19 protein-coding genes are annotated in these 23,023 nt (G+C 73.6%); 13 read left to right on the top strand and 6 right to left on the bottom strand.

Going from position 1 to position 23,023, the window contains the following annotated elements; translation table 11 throughout:
• Positions 1 to 19 precede the first annotated feature (19 nt).
• The 5 genes from ACFW9Z_RS04495 (at position 20) to ACFW9Z_RS04515 (ending at position 5,420) form a co-directional block, all read left to right on the top strand.
• A complete protein-coding gene (locus ACFW9Z_RS04495) occupies positions 20 to 505 on the top strand; it encodes a DUF6113 family protein (RefSeq protein ID WP_384634624.1) in 486 nt (161 codons plus the stop codon).
• Between the two features lie 175 nt (positions 506 to 680).
• Positions 681 to 3,161: a hypothetical protein gene (locus tag ACFW9Z_RS04500; RefSeq protein ID WP_384634203.1), complete on the top strand. Its 2,481-nt coding sequence runs from the start codon at positions 681 to 683 to the stop codon at positions 3,159 to 3,161.
• 134 nt (positions 3,162 to 3,295) lie between these two features.
• Complete coding sequence (locus ACFW9Z_RS04505) at positions 3,296 to 3,655, top strand: type II toxin-antitoxin system RelE/ParE family toxin (RefSeq protein ID WP_384634206.1); 360 nt, start codon at positions 3,296 to 3,298, stop codon at positions 3,653 to 3,655.
• Between the two features lie 6 nt (positions 3,656 to 3,661).
• Positions 3,662 to 4,000, top strand: a complete 339-nt coding sequence (locus tag ACFW9Z_RS04510) for an XRE family transcriptional regulator (protein WP_384634209.1) — start codon at positions 3,662 to 3,664, stop codon at positions 3,998 to 4,000.
• A gap of 151 nt (positions 4,001 to 4,151) precedes the next feature.
• Positions 4,152 to 5,420, top strand: coding sequence for an ATP-binding protein (locus tag ACFW9Z_RS04515; RefSeq protein ID WP_384634212.1), 1,269 nt, complete (start codon positions 4,152 to 4,154; stop codon positions 5,418 to 5,420).
• 75 nt (positions 5,421 to 5,495) lie between these two features.
• Here ACFW9Z_RS04515 and ACFW9Z_RS04520 read toward each other — a convergent pair whose 3' ends face one another.
• On the bottom strand, positions 5,496 to 7,304 hold the full coding sequence (locus ACFW9Z_RS04520; protein WP_384634215.1) for a coagulation factor 5/8 type domain-containing protein: 1,809 nt from the start codon (positions 7,302 to 7,304) through the stop codon (positions 5,496 to 5,498).
• Between the two features lie 321 nt (positions 7,305 to 7,625).
• On the opposite strand from ACFW9Z_RS04520, the gene ACFW9Z_RS04525 reads away from it, so the two are divergent.
• Complete coding sequence (locus ACFW9Z_RS04525) at positions 7,626 to 8,171, top strand: DUF4265 domain-containing protein (RefSeq protein WP_384634218.1); 546 nt, start codon at positions 7,626 to 7,628, stop codon at positions 8,169 to 8,171.
• Between the two features lie 76 nt (positions 8,172 to 8,247).
• Here ACFW9Z_RS04525 and ACFW9Z_RS04530 read toward each other — a convergent pair whose 3' ends face one another.
• Positions 8,248 to 8,886: a sugar O-acetyltransferase gene (locus ACFW9Z_RS04530; RefSeq protein ID WP_384634627.1), complete on the bottom strand. Its 639-nt coding sequence runs from the start codon at positions 8,884 to 8,886 to the stop codon at positions 8,248 to 8,250.
• Between the two features lie 113 nt (positions 8,887 to 8,999).
• The gene (locus tag ACFW9Z_RS04535) at positions 9,000 to 10,232 is read right to left on the bottom strand and encodes an MFS transporter (protein ID WP_384634221.1); all 1,233 of its coding nucleotides are present in this window, start codon (positions 10,230 to 10,232) and stop codon (positions 9,000 to 9,002) included.
• An 83-nt stretch (positions 10,233 to 10,315) separates the two neighbouring features.
• On the opposite strand from ACFW9Z_RS04535, the gene ACFW9Z_RS04540 reads away from it, so the two are divergent.
• From ACFW9Z_RS04540 to ACFW9Z_RS04560, 5 genes are all read left to right on the top strand, one after another.
• The gene (locus ACFW9Z_RS04540) at positions 10,316 to 11,293 is read left to right on the top strand and encodes an ArsR/SmtB family transcription factor (protein ID WP_384634224.1); all 978 of its coding nucleotides are present in this window, start codon (positions 10,316 to 10,318) and stop codon (positions 11,291 to 11,293) included.
• A gap of 165 nt (positions 11,294 to 11,458) precedes the next feature.
• On the top strand, positions 11,459 to 14,242 hold the full coding sequence (gene lanKC, locus ACFW9Z_RS04545) for a class III lanthionine synthetase LanKC (protein ID WP_384634227.1): 2,784 nt from the start codon (positions 11,459 to 11,461) through the stop codon (positions 14,240 to 14,242).
• Positions 14,243 to 14,312: 70 nt separating this feature from the next.
• Entirely contained in the window at positions 14,313 to 14,444 is a 132-nt protein-coding gene (locus tag ACFW9Z_RS04550; RefSeq protein WP_366822025.1) for a SapB/AmfS family lanthipeptide, read from the top strand.
• Positions 14,445 to 14,624: 180 nt separating this feature from the next.
• The gene (locus tag ACFW9Z_RS04555; protein ID WP_384634230.1) at positions 14,625 to 16,502 is read left to right on the top strand and encodes an ABC transporter ATP-binding protein; all 1,878 of its coding nucleotides are present in this window, start codon (positions 14,625 to 14,627) and stop codon (positions 16,500 to 16,502) included.
• Between the two features lie 158 nt (positions 16,503 to 16,660).
• The gene (locus ACFW9Z_RS04560) at positions 16,661 to 18,379 is read left to right on the top strand and encodes an ATP-binding cassette domain-containing protein (RefSeq protein WP_384634233.1); all 1,719 of its coding nucleotides are present in this window, start codon (positions 16,661 to 16,663) and stop codon (positions 18,377 to 18,379) included.
• Between the two features lie 13 nt (positions 18,380 to 18,392).
• On the opposite strand, the gene ACFW9Z_RS04565 is transcribed toward ACFW9Z_RS04560, so the two are convergent.
• The 3 genes from ACFW9Z_RS04565 to ACFW9Z_RS04575 form a co-directional block, all read right to left on the bottom strand.
• Complete coding sequence (locus ACFW9Z_RS04565; RefSeq protein ID WP_384634236.1) at positions 18,393 to 18,998, bottom strand: LuxR C-terminal-related transcriptional regulator; 606 nt, start codon at positions 18,996 to 18,998, stop codon at positions 18,393 to 18,395.
• A 313-nt stretch (positions 18,999 to 19,311) separates the two neighbouring features.
• Positions 19,312 to 20,193: a tetratricopeptide repeat protein gene (locus ACFW9Z_RS04570; protein WP_384634239.1), complete on the bottom strand. Its 882-nt coding sequence runs from the start codon at positions 20,191 to 20,193 to the stop codon at positions 19,312 to 19,314.
• A 58-nt stretch (positions 20,194 to 20,251) separates the two neighbouring features.
• Positions 20,252 to 21,319 (bottom strand): GNAT family N-acetyltransferase, encoded by a 1,068-nt coding sequence (locus ACFW9Z_RS04575; protein WP_384634242.1) that lies wholly within the window; start codon positions 21,317 to 21,319, stop codon positions 20,252 to 20,254.
• 117 nt (positions 21,320 to 21,436) lie between these two features.
• Between ACFW9Z_RS04575 and fdxA the strand changes: the two genes are divergently transcribed.
• Both fdxA and dapC read left to right on the top strand, forming a co-directional pair.
• Positions 21,437 to 21,757, top strand: a complete 321-nt coding sequence (fdxA, locus tag ACFW9Z_RS04580; RefSeq protein ID WP_003966501.1) for a ferredoxin — start codon at positions 21,437 to 21,439, stop codon at positions 21,755 to 21,757.
• Between the two features lie 126 nt (positions 21,758 to 21,883).
• Positions 21,884 to 22,978, top strand: a complete 1,095-nt coding sequence (dapC, locus tag ACFW9Z_RS04585) for a succinyldiaminopimelate transaminase (RefSeq protein WP_384634246.1) — start codon at positions 21,884 to 21,886, stop codon at positions 22,976 to 22,978.
• Positions 22,979 to 23,023 lie beyond the last annotated feature (45 nt).

Genomic DNA, 23,023 nt, shown 5'->3' on the forward strand with positions numbered 1-23,023 from the left:
TGACGCACCCCGTGAGGACGTGCTTCGTAAGGACGCGCCCCGTACCGGCGCGTCGCGCGCCGACGCGCCCCGTAAGGGCGCCCCTCGTACCGGCGCACCACCCCGCGCGCCCGAAGGCTCCGTCCTCACCTCCCGGCCGAACCCGGCCCGGATCGCGGCCTACTTCGGGCTCGCCGTGCTCGGGGCCCTCGTCGCGATCGCCGGGACGCTCGTCCAAGCGGCGTGGTTCCCGGGCGGGTTGATCCTCGCCCTGGCGGCGTCCGCCGGTCTCTTCTACGGCGGCCGCGTCCTGACCGGGACCCAGATCGGCGCGCTCGCCCCGGCGGTCGGCTGGTTCATCACGCTGTTCCTGCTGCTGTCCGGCCGGCCGGAAGGCGACTACGTCTTCGGCGACGAACTCGGCCTGGTGCTCTTCATGCTCGGCGGAACGGCCGCCGCTGTGATGTGCGCCACCACCTCAAAAGTTCCGCAATCGGCCATCCGTAACAGCCGGTCCGGTATCTGAAGTGCTAAGTCCGTGCCCGGAATGCCCCCCACAGGTGTGATGCCGCAGTGGAGGTTTCCCCCGGTCGCGGAGTGTCCGACGGCGGCGGCCAGTATGGTGGTGCGCGCGCCGAGCCGTCCCCTGGCCTGCGGCATGGGGGAAGTACGGGCGGCGGAGCCAATCGGGAGAACCTGCTTTGAGTCGTGAAACTGACAGTTCGTCCTCCGGGCCCCAGGGGCGCGGTGGAGCCGCGTACCCGTCGGGTACGCCGCCGTACGGATCCCGCCAGTATCCGTCGCCGGCCGGCTCGGACGAGGCCCCGGAATCCGTCGATCCGCCCCGGCCCGAAGAGCCGAAGACCGAGACGACGCTGACGACGCGCATCCGGATCAACATCCCCGGGTCGCGTCCCATCCCGCCGGTCGTGATGCGTACGCCGATGGCCGAGAGCGATCTCGCCACGGGCCGCTCCGACCCGGAGCGCACCGGCTCCACCCCGCGCCCCGGCACGCCTCCGTCCGCCCCCTCGGGCCTGACCGACGGCGGTACGCCGGGCGGGACCGGTACGTCCGGCGGCCCGTCCTCCCCGTCGCCCTCGCAGGCCCGGGACGGCGGCGGCACGTCCGCCGAGCCGTCCGGCGCCGACGAGTCGGCCAGGGCGAAGAGCGGGAGCGACTGGTTCGCCCCACGCAAGAGCCCGACGCCCCCGCCGGGTTCCGGTACGGGGGCCGCGGCCGGTTCCGGTGGCGCCGGCGGGCCGGGTGCCGGTGGCCCTGGTGCGGGTTCCGGTGGTTCCGGTGCGCAGGGTTCCGGTGGTCCGGGTCTGGGCGGTCCGGGCGCTGGCGGCCCGGGTTCCGGTTCCGGTGGTCCGGGCCTCGGCGGCCTGGGTCCGGGTTCCGGCGGCCCCGGTTCCGGCAGTCCGGGGCCGGGCGGCCCGGCTGCCGGTGGGTCGGACGGCTCAGGCTTTCCCCGCGCGGCGGGCCAGAGCGGTTCGGACGGTTCCGGCTTCCCCGGCGTCGCGGGCCAGGGCGGTTCGGACGGTCCCGGTTTCCCCGGCGCGGCGGGCCAGGGCGGCCCGCCCGACGACGCCGGCCGTTCGCGGCCCGACCTGCCGTACTTCTCGGACGCCGCTCCCCGCCCCGGTGGCGGCCCCGCCGCCCCCGGCTCCGGCAGCGCCCTGGACGCCTACAGCACGGAGCCGCCCGGCCCGGGTCCGCGCTCCGGGCCCGACCTCGGGGCCCGTACGCCGGGACCGGCTGGCCCCACCACGGGCCCGGCCACCGGCACCTCCGCGCTGACCCCCAACCTCGACGGGGTCCCGGGCCTCGGCGGCCCCGGCCCGATGGTCCCGGGCACTCCCGGCGGCGTACCGCCCCGGATGTTCGACGACACCGCGATCCTGACGCCGCAGTCCCCGGGGCCCGACTCCGGCCCGGGCGGACACGTCTCGGGTGACACGCTGACGAGCGGCATCCCCGTGGTGCCCAGCGAGCCCCGCTCGACGTTCCCGGGCGGCCCGTTCGCCGGTGGCCCGGGTGGCCCCGGCAGCCCGTTCCCCGGGGGCCCCGGTGGCCCGGGCGGTCCCGGAGGCTTCGGCGGCCCGGGCGGTCCCGGTGGTCCCGGTGGTTCGGGTGACGCGGGCGGACCCGGTGGCCCCGGCGCCTCCACGCCCGGTCCCGCCGCCGCCCGCCCGGCCCCGAAGCCCGCTCCCGCCCCCACCCCCGCGAAGAAGGGCCGCTCCAAGCTGGTCCTCCTCGGGGTGGCCGCGATCGTGCTGCTCGGCATCGCCTACGGCGCGGGCCTCCTGCTGAACCACTCCGAGGTCCCCAAGGGCACCACGGTGCTCGGCGTCGACATCGGCGGCGGCACGAAGGAGGAGGCGGTCGCCAAGCTGGAGGCGACCCTCGGCGAGCGGGCCCAGGCGCCGCTGACGCTCTCCGTGGACGGCAAGGAACAGAAGCTGGACCCGGAGAAGGCCGGGCTCACCCTGGACAGCCAGGAGACCGTGCGCGGTGCCGCGGGCAGCGACTACAACCCTGTCTCGGTGATCGGTTCCCTGTTCGGCGGGGCACGCACCGCCAACCCGGTGATCCCGGTCGACGAGGAGAAGCTCGGCGTCGCGCTGACCGACCTGGCGGGCGCCGCGGGCTCCACCCAGGACGGCACGATCCGCTTCGAGCCGAACAAGGCGGTCGTGGTCCCGGGCAAGGCCGGCAAGACGCTCGACGTCGGCCAGTCGCTGATCTCCGTCCGCGACGCCTACCGCGCCCAGGTGCAGACCGGACAGGCCCGGGTGGTCGAACTGCCCGTCACCACCAAGGAGCCCACCATCACCCAGGCCGAACTGACCCGGGCGATGAAGGACTTCGCCGAGCCCGCGATGTCCGACCTGATCACCATCAAGGCGGGCCCGAAGCAGATCCAGTTCGGCCCGGCGCGGTCGCTGCCGCAGATCCTCTCCATGAAGGCCGTCGACGGCCGGCTGGTCGACTTCTACGACAAGAAGGCGATCGACACCCTCCTGGACGGCGTCTTCGACGGCATCATGGCCGTCAAGGCCGACGGCAAGGAGCACCAGGTCGGCGCGGACGACGTGGCCCAGGCGATGAAGACGGCCCTCACCGGCAAGACCCCGGAGGAGCGCACGGTCACCATCAACCTGACAGGCCAGGGCTGAGACCCCCGGCCCCACCCTTCGCAGCCCCCACCCGAACACTCCGGGCGGGGGCTGCGTCCGTTCTGCCGCTCTCCACCGATATCACCCGTGGGTGATATTATGCAGGAGTGATGTTTCAGGTGGCTGGAGAGTAAATGCGGTTCAAGATCATCGTTGTGGAGCCGGCGAGGAGTTGGTTACACGGCTTGCGCCAGCATGATCGGGACACGCTCCTCCAAGTCACAGCCGCCATCAATATCCTGCAAACGGAAGGGCCTGCACTTGGTCGGCCGCTCGTTGACCGCATCACGGGTTCGGCTCTTGCGAACCTCAAGGAGCTGCGGCCCGGTTCGTCAGGCTCCAGCGAGGTCCGGATCCTGTTCGTGTTCGACCCTGCGCGCAACGCGGTGATCCTGGTGGGTGGCGACAAATCCGGCAGCTGGTCGGGGTGGTATCGGACGGCGATCAAGGCAGCGGAAGACGCCTACGAGGCGTACAGGGATGAGAAGAAATGAGGAGTCATGAGCGCAGGGCGGAAGGCGGCCGACGCCGTCGACTGGGACGACCTCAAGGGTGAGTTCGACTTCTCCGCCGACGAGGCCCATGAGGTCGAGCGGCGCGCTGCCCTGCTGCTGTCCGAGGTGAGAGCGCACCGTCTCGCCGAGGTCCGCAAGCGTCAGCGGATGACGCAGGCGGCAGTGGCAAAGGCTCTCGGCGTCACCCAAGGGCGCGTGTCGGCCATAGAGAAGGGCGCGATCAACCGCTCCGAGGTCGAGACACTTGCCGCGTATGTCGCTGCTCTGGGCGGACAGCTGAAACTTGTAGCCGACTTCGGAGACGAAACCCTCGTCCTGGGCTGACCTGAACGGTCCCGTGCGCGCGTTTCCGCCGAGTGTCCCGCCCCCGTCAGGCGGATGCGCCCCGCCCCCACCGGACCGATGATGGAAGGGCAGGCAGGGCAGGCAGGGCAGGACGGGGGCCGTCGGAGGCAGGGCAAGGCAGGGTCGGGTCATGGCCGTGTGGCATGTGCGGGACTTCGTACCCGAGGATCTTGAGGGTGTCGTGCGCCTCGACGGGGAGAGCCGGACCAGTGGGCAGCCCGCCGTCTTCCGGCTCTCCGAAGTCGTCGCCGCGCTCCAGGGGCCCAATCCCGGTGTCGTCGCCGTGGCCGACGGGCATCTCGTGGGGGCCGCCGTGGGGCGGGTCGACGGGGACCGGGCCTGGGTGCTGCGGGTCGCCCTGCATCCCGCCTGGCGGAATCTCGGGCTCGGGACCGCGTTGCTCTCCGCGCTGGAGCAGCGGATGCGGGGGGCCGGGGCGGTGCTCGTCGCGGCGGTGCTGCCGGAGGACGAGACGGGGGCCGCGGCGCTCACGAACTCCGGGTTCCGCGGGCACCGCGGGCTGACCTACTACGAGAAGGCCCAGTCGGTGACCGCCGAGGGGGCCGCCGTACTCTCCTCGCTCGGCGCGACCGTGCCGCCCGCCGGGCTCTGGGAGCGGCTCGCCGGGATGGCGGACGCCAAACAGCTCGTCGAGCGGCGGCTCGTCCTGCCGCTGGCCAACCCCGAGCTCGCCGACGAGCACGGCGTCGAACCGCCGCAGGCCGTCGTCCTGTTCGGGCCGCCGGGCACCGGCAAGAGCACCTTCGCCCAGGCCGTCGCCTCCCGGCTCGGCTGGCCCTTCGTGGAGCTCTTCCCCTCCCGGCTCGCCCTGGAGGACGGGCTCGCCAACGGGCTCTCCCGCCGCTTCGAGGAGATCGCCCAGCTCGACCACGCGCTGGTCTTCATCGATGAGGTGGAGGAGGTGGCCGGGGCGCGCAATCTCGCCGATCCCGTCTCCGTGGGGGTCGTCAACGAGCTGCTCAAGTCCATCGTCCGGTTCCGCGACCGCGACGGGCGGCTCCTCGTCTGCGCCACCAACACCGTCGCCGCCCTCGACCCGGCGTTCCTGCGCCACGGCCGGTTCGACTACGTCCTGCCCGTCGGCCCGCCCGACCACGAGGCCCGGTCCGCGCTCTGGGCCAGCTACCTCGCCCGGACCGGTGCCGAGGCCGACACCGCTCTCCTCGCCGACGCCAGCGAGGGGTTCACCCCCGCCGACATCAAGCAGGCCGCCCGGACCGTCGCCCAGGCCGTCTTCGAGCGCACCCTCGACACCGGGAGCAGGGCCCGGCCCACCACCGAGGACTTCCTGCGCACCATCAGCCGCACCCGGCCCACCGTCACCACCGAGATGGCGCTGGAGTTCGCCGACCACACCATCCGTTACGGGCGCACGTGAGGGCGTGGCAGTATGCGGCGGAGCGGGGTCCGGCGCTCAACAGCAGCCGGGCCCCGCTCCCGTACAGGTCCCGTATTACGGGAAGTTGACCACCTGGGAGGGGATCGTCTCCGTGCCGGACGTCGGGCCTCCGACCTCGTTGATCACGTGCTCGTACTGGCCGTTTCCGCCCAGCGAGACCACGCTCAGGCTGTGGAACTTCACCCCGGGTTTCACCGGTGCCTTGAAGCCGTGTTCCTGGATGATCGTCGGGTCGACGTTGTAGTAGCAGTAGCTGCCCATGCCCCAGCCCTCGTGCTGTTCGACCGAGTCGTCGACCCGGTAGGCGGCGTAGCCCTTGGTGTCGCCGTTCTGGATGGCGGCCTGGTTGGGGGCGTCGTACGCCTTCTCGTTCTGGAAGAAGATCGTGCGGCCGCGCTCGCCGTACCACTCCACGTCGTACTTGTTGAAGTGCTCGACGAAGAGGCCGGTGGCCAGGACGTCGTCGCCGTTGACGCGGACGCCGTAGTCGGCCCGGTTGGTCTCCCAGCCCCAGCCCTCCCCGTGGTCCGCGCGCCACACCCACGTGTGGTCGATGATCACGTCGTCGCTGTTGGCGACGATGCTCGTGGTCGCCTTGCCGGGACCCGCGCCGCCGATCCGTACGAACACGTCCTGGAGAGAGGTCGGGTTGGCCGCGTGGTCGGCCGAGGCGTTTTCCGGGCCGACCTCGATCAGGGTCTCGGAGTTCACCGGGCCCGCGTCGACCAGGAGCCCCGCGAGCTTCACACCGGATACGTCACCGACCTTGATCGCGGTCACCCCGTTCTCCGGGATGATCGTCGCGAGGCCGATCCCGAGGGCCACCGTGTCGGGGCGGTCGATGGTGATCGTCTCGTCGATGCGGTAGACGCCGGGGGTGAAGAGCAGATGCAGGCCCTGCTCCACGGCCGCGTTGATCGTCGCGGCGTCCGCCCCCTCCTTCACCACGTAGAACTGGTCCAGCGGGATCGACGCACCCGTCGGTGTGCCGTTGGCCCACGACACACCCCGCGCGTTCTCGCGCTTCTCCGGGACGAAGACCTTGTAGTCGGTCCCATCGAGGTAGAGGAAGGGCTTCTCGCGGGAGATCGGGGTCGTGTCCAGGGTCGTGTACGGCGGCTCCGGGAAGCTGTTGGCCGGGGCGCCCTCGACGCCCGAGAAGGTCATGTTCCAGACACCGTTGGTCCAGCCGCCGACCGAGCTGTCGCGGGTGTACCACTGCTGCTGGGAGTACGGGCCGACCTCGCCGTCGATCCTGCTGTCCGCGATGTAGCCGCCGCTGGCCCAGCCGTACCCGTCGGGCGCGAGGTTGAGCCCGCCCTTGACGTGCATCCGGCGGAAGGGGGCCGCCTGGGAGACCGCCCAGCGGTTGGTGCCGGAGACCGGGTTCAGCGTCAGGTTCTCCGCCGAGCGCCAGAAGTTCTGCGTGGCGTTCCCGCCGAACCAGCCCGCGTCGACCGTCACATCACCGTTGAACGTGGTGTCGTTCGGGTGGAGGCCGAGGCCCGCGATCGAGGTGTAGAAGCCGATCTGCGCGTTGATGTCGTCGTACGTGCCCGGCTTGAACAGCAGCGCGTAGCGGTCGCTGCCGAACTGCGCCTCCTCCTGCTTCTCGAAGATCTCGTCGACCTTGCCCTGGATGTCGGGCGTGGACGGGTCGAAGACATGGACGTTCGGTCCGAGGTCGCCCCCGCCCGGGACGGCCTGGACCCCCGCCCGGGCCTGCTGGTTCTCCTCGCCGAACGCCGTCTGGGCGGTGGGGACGGCCATGAGCAGCGATACGGCGAGCGCGGCGAACCCGAGGGCCTTCGACCGGCGGCGGCCGCGCGGAGAGGTGGGGGGTGCGGTGGGGGGAACATGCATGAAGGTACGTCTCCTGGGTCGTGGTACGTGTGCACGACGGACGGGCGGGAGAGCGCCCGTGGGGAGAAGGTGAGAGAGCGCTCTCTCGTTGCGGTGATGTTTCCTCGGTGGGCCTGTACGCGTCAAGAGGTGTGCGGGACGCGTCTCGTGGGAGGGGTCTGATGTGCAACAACTGGCTTCAGTGGTGCGGTGATTGACCGAATTCGCGGTCAGTCGGGGCGCTCGTTGGCTTCATGAACTGATGTCCCGCATGGGTGCTGTGGCCCCCGGCGGCGCGGTGCCGGACGAGCGGGCGTCCGGCGCAGGGGGGACCATGGGGCCATGAGCTCGCCCGACGCCGGTCCGCCGCGCCCGCCCCGTGACGAGCGCCCGGCCCACGACGAGCGCCCGGCCGGTGACGTCGGCCGGCGGATCAAGGTCTGGTTCCGCTTCGTGCCGCGTGAGGACTGGCTGCCGTACGACACCGAGGGGTTGTGGGCCACCCGGCTGAGCGCCGACACCGCCCGGGTCGACAACGTGCCGTTCCTCCAGGACGGGGTGGCCGAGGGCGAGACCGTACGGTTCACGACCGACGCGGACGGGGTGCACTGGGCCACCGGGCGGGTGGCCGACTCGGGGAACTGCACCGTACGCGTGCTGCCCGTGCCGGACGGTCCGCTCGGGCGGGACGCCCGCGCCGTGCACGAGCGGCTCGCCCCGTTCGGGCTGGGCGGCGAGGTCTTCAGCGCGGACTTCCCGCTGGTCGCGCTCACCGTGCCGGGCGGCGCGGACCTCCGGGGCATCAAGGCGCTGCTCGTCCGGGGGCGGGACGAGGGGTGGTGGCACTTCGAGGTCTCGTGCGCCACGGAGGCGTGGCGGGCGGCGTAGGGCCTCTCGGCCTGGAGTCGTGGGGCCGGGTTGGGCGGTGGAGAGGGCGGCCCTGATTCCGGCTCGGTCCACGGTCTTACGGGAACGGGGGCGCCGCCCCCGCCTCCTCTCCAGCCCCCTTGGCCTCGCCGCCCCCCTTGGCCTCCCCGGCCGGAGAGGCCCCCTTGGCCGCCTCGGCCTCTCCGATCCTCCGGATCACCCGGGCCGGATTGCCCACCGCCACCACATTCGCGGGCAGGTCCTTCGTGACCACCGCCCCCGCGCCGACCACCGTGTTCTCCCCGATGCTCACCCCCGGGCAGACGATCACCCCGCCACCCAGCCATACGTTGTCCCCGACCGTGATCGGCTGTGCGGCCTCCCACTTGGCGCGGCGCGGCTCCGGGTCGACCGGGTGGGTGGGGGTGAGGAGCTGGACGTTCGGGCCGATCTGGGCGTCGGCGCCGATCGTGATGCGGGCGACGTCCAGGAACACCGCCCCGAAGTTCACGAACGTGCGCGGGCCCACGGTGATCCGGTGGCCGAAGTCCACCCGCAGCGGCGGCCGGATCTCGGCACCCTCGCCCAGCCCGCCCAGCAGCTCCGTGAGCGCGGCGCGGCGGGCCCCGGGGTCGGCGGCCGACGTGGCGTTGAAGCGCTCGTTGAGGAGCGCCGAGCGCAGGGCGTCGGCCGCGATCTCCGGGTCGTCGGCGAGGTAGGGCTCGCCCGCGAGCATGGCCTCCCACTGGCTGCCCCTGCCCTTGCCCGTCCGTCCCGCGGAAGTGGAAGTGGAAGCGGGGGAGGAAGCGGGGGAGCTGTGCTGATCAAGGGCGGGATCGTTCCGGCTGGTCACGAGGGTGCCGCCTCCTCCGTACGGGGTGATTTGTCCCCGTACAGTCTGCCCGGCGAGCCCGGCCCGTGTCCCGTACGCAGCCCCGGCGCCAGGCTCAGTGTCACCGCCAGCGACAGCGCCGCGACCACCGCCATCCCCGTCGCGGCGGAGGTCGGCTGGGCGATGGCGCCCGCGACGGCGGCGCCCACGCCCTGCATCGCGAGCATCCCCGAGGTGCTCAGCCCCAGCGCGTGACCGCTCAACTCCTCGGGCGTCAGGGCCATCAGGCGTTGCTGGAGCAGCAGGATCGCGCTGAAGCCGACGCTCGCCAGCACCACCGCGACCACCGCCACCGGCAGCCCGGGGTCGAGGGCGAACACCAGGTACGGGGCGGCCAGCAGCAGCCGCAGCGGAGCGCCGAGCCGGGCGCGCCACCGCCCCGGTACGAACCGGCCGACCAGCGTGTCCCCGGCCAGCATCCCCACCGCCCCGCAGGCGAAGAGGAGCCCGGCGTGCTCGGGGGCGTAGGCGATGTACAGGGACTCGCACCCCGCCACCAGCCCGTTCGGCACCCATAGGGCGAGGTATACGGAGCGGCGCGGCGCCGACGACCAGAGCACCGCGTTGATCCGCCAGGTCTCCCGGACCGAGGCCCGGCCGGTGGCGCGGGGTGGCCGGGCGGTGAGCCCGAACCGGGAGAGGGCGGCGGCGATCACGTACAGCGCCGCCCCGGCCAGCAGTGTGCCGCGCGCCGAGAGGGCGGTCACCAGCACCCCGCCCACCGCGAACCCGAGGATCTGCATGCCACCCACCGACATGTTGAGCACCGAGCGGCCGAGCAGGAAGCCCCGCTGCGGCAGGATCTCGTTGAGCAGCCCGTACCGCACCCCGCCGCCCAGCGAGGAGACCACCCCGAGGCCCAGCAGTACGGCGAACGCGGCCCACAGGGGCAGCCCGGGAGCCGCCTGTACGCCGGTGCCGAGCGCGAACAGCAGCGCCAGCCCGGTCAGCGCACCGCGCGGCGGCAGCCGGTCCGCCGCCGACAGCAGGGTGAGGGCCCCGGCGAGCTGGGCCAAGGACGGGCCGAACATGGCCAGCGCCGACAGCAGCGGCGAACCCGTCGACGCGTATACGAGGGTGCCGAGGGCGAGCCCGCTCGCGGTCTGCGCCGCCACCTGTACGGAGACGGTCGCGAAGAGCGGGAGGAAGTCCGGGGTGCGGAAGAGTTCGCGGTAGCGGTAGGTGCGCATCGGCTGAGTCTCGGGCGGTGCTTCGCGGGCCCGTTATTCTTTCGCGGAGGGGCGAAAGAACATCAAGAGTTCCGGGGCGGCCGATGGGCTGGTGGCAGATCAGCGCGGACACGCTCGCGGACAGCCGCTTCGTCGTCTCCCCGCTGGCCGAGACCGTGGCGAGCCTGCGCACCCTGGAGCGGGCCGCCGCCGCGCACCCGCGCGAACGCGCCTGGCTGGAGCGGTGGTTGCCCGTCTACCGGCAGTGGCAGTCCGAGGACCCGCTCGCCGCCCGGATCGTCCGCGCCGCCTTCTCGCCCCGCTGGAGCGCCGACTTCCTCACCCCCGCCCCCGTGCCCCCGCCCGCCGGGCAGCAACCGAACACATTCGCGCAGGAGTTGGCGCGGGTCCGGGCGACGCCGCCGGACGTGGCCCGCGCCGATCTCGCCGTGACCCTGCGCGGACCGCTGCCCGCCCCGCTGGACCGGGACGACCTGGCCCAGCGGAGTGCCGGGGTCCTGGAGTGGCTGTGGGCGCGGGCCGTGGAGCCGGAGTGGGCCGCCCGGCGGCGGGTCCTGGAGGCCGATGTGATCGCCCGGTCGGCCCAGTTGAGCCGGGGCGGCTGGGCGCAGGCGCTCGACGGGATGCGGCCGGGGATGCGGTGGCTGGGGGGAAGTCGGCTCCAGATCAACACGTACGACAACCCGCCGCGTGAACTGGACGGCGCGCAGCTGGTGTTCACCCCCGTCACCGCCGATGTGGGCTGGGTCTGCTGGGACATCCCGTACCGGTACGGGGTCGTCTACCCGTGCTCGGGCGCGCTCGCCGACCCCGGGCGTGCCCCCGTACCGCAGGCGCTCGGCACGCTGATCGGCCCGGCGCGGGCGGGAGTTCTGGTCCTGCTGGCCACACCGCTGAGCACCACCCAGCTGACCGCGCTGACCGGGCAGGGGCTGGGCTCGGTCGGCCGTCACCTGCGGGTTCTGCTGGACGCGGGGCTGGTGCGGCGCCGCCGGGACGGCCGGTCGGTGCTCTATTTCCGTACGGCGGCGGGGGACGGCCTGGTGCGCGCCGCAGAGTGAACGCGCCCCGCGCGCGCCCCTGTCCGCAGCAGGGAGAACACCGCTGGACCATGCGGTCCGCATGGCTCGCGCGCATGGGTGAGTCATGACATCGGTGACTGTTGGCGATGCTCGTCGTTATGACAATTTCTCTCTCGCCACATCCGACCGAGCGAGGGGAACGTCGTGAATCCGGAGTACGCCGCGTACTGCCAGGCGGACCGCCACTTCTACGACGCACCCCACCGTTCCCTCGAACAGGGCGGTGAGGAAGGCTCGTTCTACGCTCCGGTCCGTGGCGCCGCACCCCGGGGATGGACCCGCTCCCGGCGCGGTGACTGGCTCTCCTTCAGCCCCGACGGGCTCCGGCTGCCGGCCCAGGGCTGGAAGATCCACATATCGGCCGCCGCCGACAATGCGATATCGGTTCTCGAACGGGTCCTGGCTTACTGCCTGTTGCACCGACTGCCCTTCAAGTGCGTACCTTCGCCGGGCCTGTTGAAGCTGCGGAACGCCAAGTACGCGGACCGGGCGGGGAGCGGCAAGTTCATCACCGTGTATCCGCACTCCGAGGACACGTTCCCCGAAGTGTGCGGCGCGCTGATGGAGCTGCTGGACGGTGAGCACGGGCCGTACATCCTCAGCGATCTGCGGTGCGGGAACGGGCCGGTGCACACGCGGTACGGGGCGTTCGCCGCCCGCTTCTGTACGGGGCCCGACGGGCGGCCCGTACCCGCCGTCGCCGATCCGCAGGGCCGCCTGGTCCCCGACGACCGGGGCCCGGCCTTCCGGGTGCCCTCCTGGGTGACCCCGCCCGACTTCCTGCGCCCGCACCTCGAAGCCCGCGCCGCCGTCGGCCTCGGTGACCTGCCGTACACCGTCGAAAAGGCGCTCCACTTCTCCAACGGCGGCGGGGTCTACCTCGGCCGGGACAGCCGCACCGGGGAGCAGGTCGTCCTCAAGGAGGCCCGCCCCTACGCCGGTCTCGCCGCCGACGGGGCCGACGCCGTCGCCCGGCTGGGGCGGGAGCGGACCGCGCTGGAGCAACTGGCCGGACTGGACTGCGTACCGGCCGTGCGCGACGCGTTCGAGGTCGGCGGTCACCACTTCCTCGTCCTCCAGTATCTGCCGGGCACCACCCTCAACACCGTGTTCGCCCGCCGCTTTCCGCTCGCGCGGCAGAACCCGGACCCGAAGCTGCTCGCCGAACACGTGGTGTGGGCCGAGGAGTTGTACGGGAAGGTCGAGCGTGCCGTCGAGGCCGTACATGCCCGGGGCATCGTCATCAGCGACCTGCACATGAGCAACGTCATGGTCGACGAGGAGTCCGGCCGGATCGCCCTGCTCGACTTCGAGGCCGCCTCCCCGGCCGCCGACCGGCGCCGCCAGATCGTCGCCAACCCGGCCTTCGTGGCCCCGCCCGACCGGCGCGGCACCGACATCGACCGGTACGCACTGGCCTGTCTGCGGCTCGCGCTGTACCTGCCGCTCACCACCCTGTTCGGCATCGACCGCACCAAGGCGGCCGGTCTCGCCCGGGAGATCGCGCGCATCTTCCCGGTGGGGGAGGAGAGCCTGCGCCCGGCGGTGGAGGAGATCCAGCGGGGTACGGGGGTGAGTACGGGGACGCGTGCGGGTGCGGGGACGGCGAGGACGGCTACGGGGGCGGCGGCGAGTACGGAAGCGCGTACCGCTACAGGGGCGGCGGCGAGTAAGGAAACGCGTACGGCTACGGGGGCGGCGGCTCCCGGTTCGCTTCCGCCCGCCCCCGGTTCGCTTCTGCCCGCCCCCGGCGACTGGCCCGCCGCCCGCGACTCGATGGCCCGCGCCATCGCCGCCTCCTGCACGCCCGACCGCGACGACCGATGTTTCCCCGGCGACATCGCCCAGTTCGCCACCGCGACCGGCGGCCAGTCCTTCGCGTACGGCGCGGCCGGTGTCCTCTACGCCCTGCACGAGACCGGCGCCGCGCGGTGCGAGGCGGCCGAGGAGTGGCTGCTGCGGCAGGCCAAGGACCCGGCCTCCGGCTCCCCGCTCGGCTTCTACGACGGGCTCACCGGCATCGCCTGGACGCTGAACCGGATCGGCCGCACGGCAGAGGCCGCCGACCTCCTCCGGATCGTCCTGGACCAGCCGCTGGAGGGCCTGACACCCGGACTGCACAGCGGTTACGCCGGTATCGGCCTCGCCCTCGACGACCTGGCCCGCACCGCCTCCGCCACCGAAGGCCCGGTCCTGGCCGCAGCCGCAGGACGCTGCACCGCCCTCGCCGTACGGGCCCTGGTGGACGGCCCGCCGTCGCCCCGGACCGGCCTCCTGCACGGCGCGACCGGAGTCGCCCTGCTGCTGGTCCGCCGGTACGAGGCGACCGGGGACACCGCCCTGCTCGACCTGGCCGCCGCCGCACTCCGCCGTGACCTGGACCGGTGCCGGGCGGGGGACGACGGCGAACTCCTCGTCGTCGAGGGCAAGCGGCTGATGCCCTACCTCGGAGCGGGCAGCGCCGGTATCGCGGCCGTCATCGACGCCTACCTCGCCCACCGCCCCGACGACGTGGAGCTGGAGGCGGCGGGGCGTGCCCTGCTCCCGGCCGCGCTCTCCGCCTTCTACGTCCAGCCCGGACTGCTGCGCGGCTCCGCCGGACTCCTCATGCACCTGGCGGCCACGCCCCTGTGCGACGAGGAGACCCGGGCACGGGCGATCCGCCGCCACACCGGTCTGCTGTCCGGCCACGCGCTCACGTACGAAGGTGAACTGGCCTTCCCCGGTGAGCAGTTGATGCGGCTCTCGATGGACCTGGCCACCGGGACCGCCGGCTGCCTGCTCGCCCTGGGTACTGCCCTGGGCAGCGCGCTGGACGCCCCACCTGGCCCGCCCGCCACGCTTCCCTTCCTCACCGCCGCCGCTCCCCGGGCGGCGCACCCCGGCCGCGCGAGCGGCCCCACGGACCGGCTCCCTCAGGGGTCGTAGCAACACACCACCGCTCAACACCCAGCCGGAACAACAAGTTCCGGTCACCGTCCCAGAAAGGAACACCATCATGGCGCTTCTCGACCTTCAGGCGATGGAGACCCCGGCCGACGAGTCCTTCGGCGAGCTGGCCTCGGGCAGCCAGGTCTCGCTGCTGGTCTGTGAGTACAGCTCGCTGAGCGTGGTCCTCTGCACCCCGTGACGCCCCGCCGCCCGCTCCGCCGGTGATCCCGTCGGCGGACCGGGCGGCCCGTCCGCCGGTCCCGAGCGGTTCATCCGCCCGGGACCGGCGGCGTCCGTCCGTGCCGGGACCGGCGGCATCCGTACGCCATCTGCTGCCGCGAGCCCCAAGGTGCCGCCGCGAGCCGGAAAGGAAGACCACGTGCGGCTGAAACCCCGCCCCGCGACTCCGTCCGGCGCCCGGCAGCTCGCCCGCCGCCACCCGGCCGCCCTCCTGGCCCTCCTCCTCTGCTCCATCGGCGGCGCGCTCGCCGCCCTCGCCCTGCCCGCCGCCCTCGGCCACACGGTCGGCCGGCTCGTCGACGGCGGGCCCGTGCCCTGGGCCGGGCTCCTGCTCTGTGCCGTACTGATCCTCGCCGAGACCGGGCTCGACGCGTGCTCGGCCGTCCTCGGCACCAGCACCACCGCCCGGCTCACCGCCCACTTGCGTACCCGCACCACCGCCCGGGTCCTGGCCGCCGAACCCCGCCGCGCCCTCGCCGTACCGACCGGCGACCTCACCGCCCGGCTCACCGCCCGCACCGCCGACGCGGCCGCCGCGCCCGTCACCGCCGCCGGAGCCGTCTCGGGCGTCCTGCTCCCGGTCGGCGCGGTCATCGGCCTGTTCCTCATCGACCCCTGGACGGCGGCCGCCTTCCTCCTCGGCGCCCCCCTCCTCATCGCCCTGCTCCATACCTTCACCCGCCGCACCGCCGACGCCGGGGCCGACTACCAGCGCGCCCAGTCCGTCATCGCCCACCGCCTCACCGAGGCCCTGGAGGGCGCCGACACCATCCGCGCCGCCCGTACCGGAGCCCGCGAGTACCGCCGCATCCTCGAACCGCTCACCACCCTCGCGGCCCACGGCCGCCGCACCTGGACCGTGTACGGGCGGGCCGCCGGTCAGAGCGCCCTGCTGCTGCCGCTCCTCATGCTGCTGGTCCTCGCGGTCGGCGGACTCCGGCTCGACGCGGGCGCGATCGGCGTCGGGGAGCTGGTCGCCGCCTCCCGGTACGCGGCCCTCGCCGTCGGCATCGGCGCCCTCACCGGAGCGCTCGGCGCCCTCGCCCGCAGCCGCGCCGCCGCCCGCACCCTGGACCCGCTGCTCGCCCTGGACCCGCTGCCGCACCAGGGCCTGGGCCCGGTCCCCGGAGGCCCCGGCCACCTCGAACTCCGGGGTGTCGGCGTCGTACAGGAGGGACGTGACCTGCTGACCGGTGTGCACCTGACCGTCCCCGGGGGCACGTCCCTCGCCGTCGTCGGCCGCTCGGGCTCCGGCAAGTCGGTGTTCGCGGCGGTCGTGGGCAGGCTGCTCGACCCGGACACCGGAACCGTGCTGCTGGACGGCGTACCGCTGGCCGCCATGGACCCCGCCCTCCTGCGCCCCGAGGTCGCCTACGCCTTCGCCCGTCCCGCCCTGCCCGGCACCACGGTGGAGGACACGATCGCCTTCGGGCCGTGGACCGCCGGGCCGGACGCGGTACGGGACGGGGCCCGGGCCGCCCGCGCGGACGGGTTCGTCGGCCTCCTCCCGTACGGCTACGCCACCCCGCTCACCGAGGCCCCGCTCTCCGGCGGTGAACGCCAACGCCTGGGCCTGGCCCGCGCGTTCGCCCACCCGGGCCGCCTGCTGATCCTGGACGACGCGCTCTCGGGCCTCGACACCGTCACCGAGCACCACGTCCGCCGCGCCCTCGACGAACGGGCCGGGCGCGCCACCCGCGTCATCGTGGCCCACCGGCTCTCCTCGGCCGCCCGCGCGGACCGGGTCCTCTGGCTGGAGGACGGCCGCGTCCGGGCGACGGGCCCGCACGAGGAGCTGTGGGCGGATCCGGAGTACCGGGCGGTGTTCCGTATGGAGGCGATGGAGGCGACGGAGCCCGCCGAGCCGCCGGACGCGCCCGAGGCACCGGACGCGCCCGAGGCACCGGGCACCTCGGGCACCCCGGATAGCCCGGGCACCTCGGGCACCCCAGGCGCCCCGGCACCACCACTCCCACGCCCGCACCCCGAAGCGATGCACGGAGCGGAGGCCCGGTGACGGCATCGGCGAAATCGGAGAAGCCGAGCAGCCCGGTGACGGCACCGGCGGAATCGGCGGCACCGGCGGCACCGGCGGGATCGGCGGCACCAGCGGCACCAGCGGCACCGGCGAAATCGGCGAAGGCGAGCGGCCGTGGCGGTGGCCCCCTCACCAGGGTGACGCGGGACGCCCGGCCCTTCCTCCGGGCGCGTACCGGGACCGTCCTGCGGCTGGCCGGCTGGTCCCTGCTGGAGTTCGTCCAGACCTTCCTCGGCGGGTTCGGCGTCGCCCGCGCGCTCGACCACGGCTTCCTCGCCGGACGCCCGCTCACCGGTCTCCTCTGGCTGGCCGTCGCCGCCGTGGCCGTGCTCCCCGCCCAGCTCGCCACCCGGGGGGTCTTCGGACGCCTCGCGGACCTGGTGGAGCCGCTGCGCGACGGGCTGGTCCGGCGTGCCGTCTCCCGGGCCCTGTCCGGCGCCCTCGCACATCCCGCCGACACCACCTCCCGGTCGCTCTCCCAGGTCACCCATCAGAGTGAGATCGCCCGGGACGGCTGGGCCGGACTCGTGCTGACCCTGCGGTCGTTCGTGTTCACGGTGGCGGGGGCGGTGGCCGGTCTGCTGGCCCTGGAGCCGCGACTCCTGCTGATCGTGCTGCCCCCGCTGGTCCTGGGGGCCGCCCTGTTCCTGGCCACCTTGCCGCCGATGGCCGCCCGGCAGCGCGACTACCTGTCCGCCGACGAGGCGTACGCCGCCCACGCGGGCCGGACCGCCGCCGACCTGCGGGACCTCGCCGCCGCCGGGGCCGCCGACCGTACGGTGGCAGAGTCCCGGGTCCTGGCCGCCGACCAGGTCCGCGCGGCCCGTTCGCTGGCCCGCTGGTCCGGCGTACGGGTGGTGGCGCTCGCGGTCTGCGGCCGCTTCCCGCCGCTCCTGCTGCTGCTCGGCGCCCCCTGGCTGCTGCGCGACGGGCTCACGCCCGGCGCGCTGGTGGGCGCACTCACCTACCTCACCCAGGCACTGGCCCCGGCGGTCCAGGCGCTGATGACCATGCTCTCCACGGTCGGCGGCCGTCTGCTGGTGGTCCTGGACCGCTTCACGGACGCGCCGCCGCCCCCGGCCGAGGACGGACGGGCGCAGGGCGACGGCCACGACCGGGGCGCACCCCCGCCGGCCGACGCCCCCGTCGCCGAACTCCACGCCGTCACCTTCGCGTACGGACCGGCCGCGCATCCCGTCCTGGACCGGCTCTCGCTGCGCATCGCCCCCGGCGAGCACCTCGCGGTGGTCGGGCCGAGCGGCAGTGGCAAGTCCACGCTCGCCGCCGTCATCGCCGGGGTCGAGCAGCCCACCGGGGGCTCGGTGCGGTGGCACGGGCGGCCGGTGCGGGCGGCCGACGCCACCTCCGTACGCGTCCTGCTGCCCCAGCACGCCTACGTGTTCACCGGTTCGCTGCGCGACAACCTCCGCTACCTCCGCCCGGACGCGGACGACCGGTCCCTGGCCGCCACGGTCGACGCGCTCGGCCTGGACCCCCTGCTCTCCCGGCTCGGCTCCCTCGACGCGCTCCTCGAACCGGACCGGCTCTCCCAGGGCGAACGGCAGCTCGTCGCCCTGGGCCGGGCCCATCTGGCGGCCCCGCCGCTCATCGTGCTCGACGAGGCCACCAGTCGGCTCGACCCGTCCGCCGAGGCCCGCGCCGAGCGCGCGTTCGCCGCGCTGCCGGGCGCCCTGGTGGTCGTGGCGCACCGCCTCAGCTCGGCCCGGCGCGCCGACCGGATCCTGGTGATGGACGGGGTCCGCACCCGCTGCGGCACCTCTGCGGAGCTGCTGCGCTCCTCGGCCCTCTACCGGGACCTGGCCGGGCTCTGGGAGCCGGACGACGCGTCCCTGTGACCGAGCGGCCGGGTCATATCCACCCCGCCTCCTTCGCCCGTCTGATGGCGTCCATCCGATTGCGCGCCCCGGACTTCCGAATGGCGGCGGCGAGGTAGTTGCGTACCGTCCCCGGAGTCAGATGCAGCCGCCCCGCGATCCCGGAGACCGTCTCCCCGCCCTCCGCGAGCGAGAGCACGCTCAACTCCCTGGGCGATAAGGGCATGTCGGCCACCTGCAACAGGCTGAACGCCAGCGACTCGTCGATGTGCCGCCCGCCGTCGGCGAGTTTGTGCATCACTTCGGAGAGGTCGTTCACCGGCCGGTACTTGTCGATGTAGCCGCGCGCGCCCGCCTCGTAGGCCCGGCGCAGCCCCCGCGGCCGGTCGCTGCGGGTGAGCACGGCCAGCGGACACCCCCTGCCGCGCGGTTCGGCCAGCGACCTCACTTCCTCCAGGACGTCCAGGGCATCCGGACAGTCGAGGTCGGTGAGGAGCACATCGGGCCCTTTCCCGGCGAGCGCCGAACGTATCGCGCCCTGTTCGGAGATCCGTACGTCTATGCCCTGCCCGGCACCGAGCAGGGAGGCCAGCGAAGCGCGCCACAGCGGCACGGTGTGGACCAGCAGAACAGTTGTCATCAGGCTGCCCTCGGCATTTCTCTCCGGGCGCGCACTACAGGCGTATCGCAGAATGCGATGGTGTGTGCGCGTCGGGTGACGAGTCTCCAGTGGAGCGCATGAGCATTCGGGTACGCCGACGAATTGGCGGATTTCCGTGCCTGCGTGGGCGCGGACGGGGGCGTCCGGGGGTACACCGGGAGCGCACGGGGCGGGGACGGGCGGGGACGGGACGGGCGGGACGCCGGTCCCGCCGCCGGGCGCCCGGCGCGACACGCTGGCCCGGCCCCGGCGCGGCGCGACAGACCGGACCGGCCCCGGAACGGCGTGGGCGTCAGTTCAGCAGGGCGCGGGCCGCCTGGGCCTTGTGCCGGACCGTCTCGGCCGTCGTCGGCTCGATGGTGTCGAGCACCTCCGCGTACTCCTCCATCTCCGCCGCCCCGCGCTGGAACTCCCCGCGCTGGACCAGGAGCTGGGCCCGCTCGTAGCGCAGCCGTGCCGGGTGCGAGGGCAGGAGCAGCGAGAGGTCCACCGCCCAGAGGGCCACATCCGTGCGCTCGGGGCGGGCGGTGGCCCAGGCCCTGATGTTGTTGAGGATGCGCAGGACGATCTCCAGCGGCCGCGCGGGCGTCAGCATGGACGGCTCAAGCCGCGCCCCGGTCGCCCCGGCGACCAGGAGGTCCGCGTCCTGGCCGGTCAGCGGCGCGCCCCCGGCGAACGGATCGACGAGCACCGGCTGGGCCGGGTCCCCGAAGCCGACCACGAAGTGGCCGGGCAGCGCCACCCCGTACACCGGGGCGCCGGCCCGCCGGGCGACCTCGATCCAGACCACCGAGAGCAGGATCGGCAGCCCCCGGCGGCGGCGCAGCACCTGCTGGAGGAGCGAGGACTCCAGCCGCTGGTAGTCGGCCGACGAGCCGCTGAACTCGTACCGCTCACCCAGCAGTCGGCCCAGCGCCGAGGCCCAGTCGGCGGGGGAGCGGGAGCCGTACGGCAGCAGCCCGGCCAGCCGGTCCAGCTCGATCTGGGCCGCATCGATCCCGTACGGGTCGGGGGAGGCATCCGCCGGGTCGACCGGGCGCGGTTCCTCGGGGCCGACCGGGCCCGCCTCCGCGCCCAGCAGCAGGCAGAGCAGCGCCAGATCCGGCCGCTCGGACCGGGCCTCCTCGGCGAACTGCCGCCGCCGCTCGGCCGTACCGGAATCCTCTGCGCTCATATGCGACCCATGCCCCTGATCGTCCCTGCTGCCGTGCCGCCGCCCCACCCCGGCTCCGCTACGCGGGCCGGAAATGGTGGTAGCTGTGGTGCGTCGCGAAGCCCATGCCGTCGTACAGCTCCCGCGCCCCCTCATTGTCCTCCTCCACCTGGAGCCAGGCCGCCGAAGCGCCCTCGTCCAGGGCCCGGCGGGCCAGCGCGGCCATCACGGCCGTGGCCAGTCCGCGCCGCCGGTGCTCGGGCGCGACCTCGACCGCCATGAACCCCGCCCACCGCCCGTCCACGACACACCGGCCGATCGCCGCGGGCACCGCGCTCCCGGCCCTGCTCCCGTCTTCGGCCCCGGCCGCAGCCGCGCTCTCGCCCTCGCTCTCGTCCGCGCTCTCGCTCTCGCCCGCCACTGTGGCGAACCAGACCGAAGGGCCGCTGCCCAGCACCCGCAGGACGTGCGGGCCGGGGGTGGTGAAGCGCTGGTAGCGCGAGAGCCACGCCGCGTCCGGCTCGCGGGTCAGCCGCACCGCCGACACGTCCGCGTCCAGGTCACCGACCGGCGCCAGCGCGGCGATCCGGACCTGGGCCGAGACCTCGCGCCGCCACCCGCGCCGCTCCAGCTCCGCGCAGAGCGTCTCCTGCGTCCCCTCGGCCCCGGTCGCCGTCTGGACGTACGGGGGCAGGCCCCGCTCCTCGTACCACCGCTCGACCTGCCCGAACGCCTCGCCGAGCGGCATCCCCGGATCGCCGAGCGGCAGTACGGAGTTGGCGCGCCGGGTGAACCCTCCGGCGGCGCGCAGCCGCCACTCGCCCAGGGCCTCGCTCTCCACCGGCTGCCAGGCCCGCGCGGTGACGGCGGCCAGCTCCTCGAAGGAGGCCGCCGGACCCCGTCTGCGGGCCGGGGCCGCGGGGACGACCTTGCCCGCCACCAGGGACGATTCCACGATGCGGACGGACTCCCCGCTCCTGCGTGTGATCGCGACCACACCGTCGTCCCATGATGTGAGAACGCCGACCGTGTCCGTGAACTCCGCGCCCGCGCCGCCCCCCTCGGAACGCCGCCGGACGGAGACGCGTTTGCCCACGTCAGCAGGTGTGATGCGGACCTCCAGCCGTCCGCCCATGGTGAATTCCACAGCTCTGTCCGCCCCTCCTGTTCGGATCGTGCCCGAGAACGGAGATACTAGGGGCGGGCATCGACGACGCCGCGCTCCCGCGCGAGAGCCAACGCCCTACCGAGGAGGAACGACAGCGTGACTTACGTCATCGCGCAGCCTTGTGTCGACGTGAAGGACAAGGCCTGCATCGAAGAGTGCCCCGTCGACTGCATCTACGAGGGCCAGCGGTCCTTGTACATCCACCCGGACGAGTGCGTCGACTGCGGAGCCTGTGAGCCGGTCTGCCCGGTCGAGGCCATCTTCTACGAGGACGACACTCCGGAGGAGTGGAAGGACTACTACAAGGCGAACGTCGAGTTCTTCGACGACCTCGGCTCGCCGGGCGGTGCTTCCAAGCTCGGTCTCATCGAGCGCGACCACGCGTTCGTCGCCGGACTGCCGCCGCAGAACCAGTAGCAGGCGGCACCACGTGCGCAGCCCGGTCCCGTACGGCTCGTCACCGTGCGGGACCGAGGCGTATCCCCGTACAGCCTGAGAAAGCTCCGACAAAGCTCCGACAAAGCTCCGAGAAAGCAGAGTCCCGTGTCCGCAGTCTCCTCCCGCCTCCCGGTCTTCCCCTGGGACAGGCTCACGCCGTACAAGACGACGGCCCAGGCCCACCCGGACGGCATCGTGGACCTCTCCGTCGGCACGCCGGTCGACCCGGTGCCCGAGGTGATCCGGCAGGCGCTCGTCGCCGCCGCCGACAGCCCCGGCTATCCGACGGTGTGGGGGACCGAGGCCCTGCGCGACGCGCTCACCGGCTGGGTGGAGCGCCGCCTCGGCGCGGTCGGGGTGACCCACGCCAACGTGCTGCCGGTCGTCGGCTCCAAGGAGCTGGTGGCGTGGCTGCCGACGCAGCTCGGGCTCGGCGCGGGCGACAGGGTCGCCTACCCGAGGCTCGCCTACCCGACGTACGAGGTCGGCGCCCGGCTCTGCGGCGCGGAGCCCGTCGCCTACGACGACCCGACCGAGCTGGACCCGGCCGGGCTGAAGCTGCTCTGGCTCAACTCGCCCTCCAACCCGACCGGCCGGGTGCTGGCCAAGGACGAGCTGATCCGGATCGTGGCGTGGGCGCGCGAGCACGGCGTGCTGGTCTTCAGCGACGAGTGCTACCTGGAGCTCGGCTGGGAGGCCGAGCCGGTCTCGGTGCTCCACCCGGACGTCTGCGGCGGCCACTACGAGGGGATCGTCGCCGTCCACTCGCTCTCCAAGCGCTCCAACCTGGCCGGCTACCGGGCCGCCTTCATCGCGGGCGACGCGGCCGTCCTCGGTGAGCTGCTGCTGATCCGCAAGCACGGCGGGATGATGACGCCCGCCCCCGTCCAGGCCGCCGCCGTCGCCGCCCTCGGCGACGACGCGCACGTGGCCGAGCAGCGCGCCCGGTACGCGGACCGCCGCCTCGCCCTGCGCGCGGCCCTGGAGGCGCACGGCTTCCGGATCGAGCACAGCGAGGCGAGCCTCTACCTCTGGGCGACCCGGGACGAGCCGTGCTGGGAGACCGTGGCGTACCTGGCCGGTCTGGGCATCCTCGTCGCGCCCGGCGACTTCTACGGCCCGGCGGGCGAGCGCTTCGTCCGGGTGGCGTTCACCGCGACCGACGAGCGGGTGGCGGCGGCGGTCAAGCGGCTGTCCTGAACGTACGCGTACGAGATACGAGAGGGGCCCGGGGAGTGCGCACTC

Source organism: Streptomyces sp. NPDC059452 (genome assembly GCF_042750035.1).
Classification (GTDB): Bacteria; Actinomycetota; Actinomycetes; order Streptomycetales; family Streptomycetaceae; genus Streptomyces.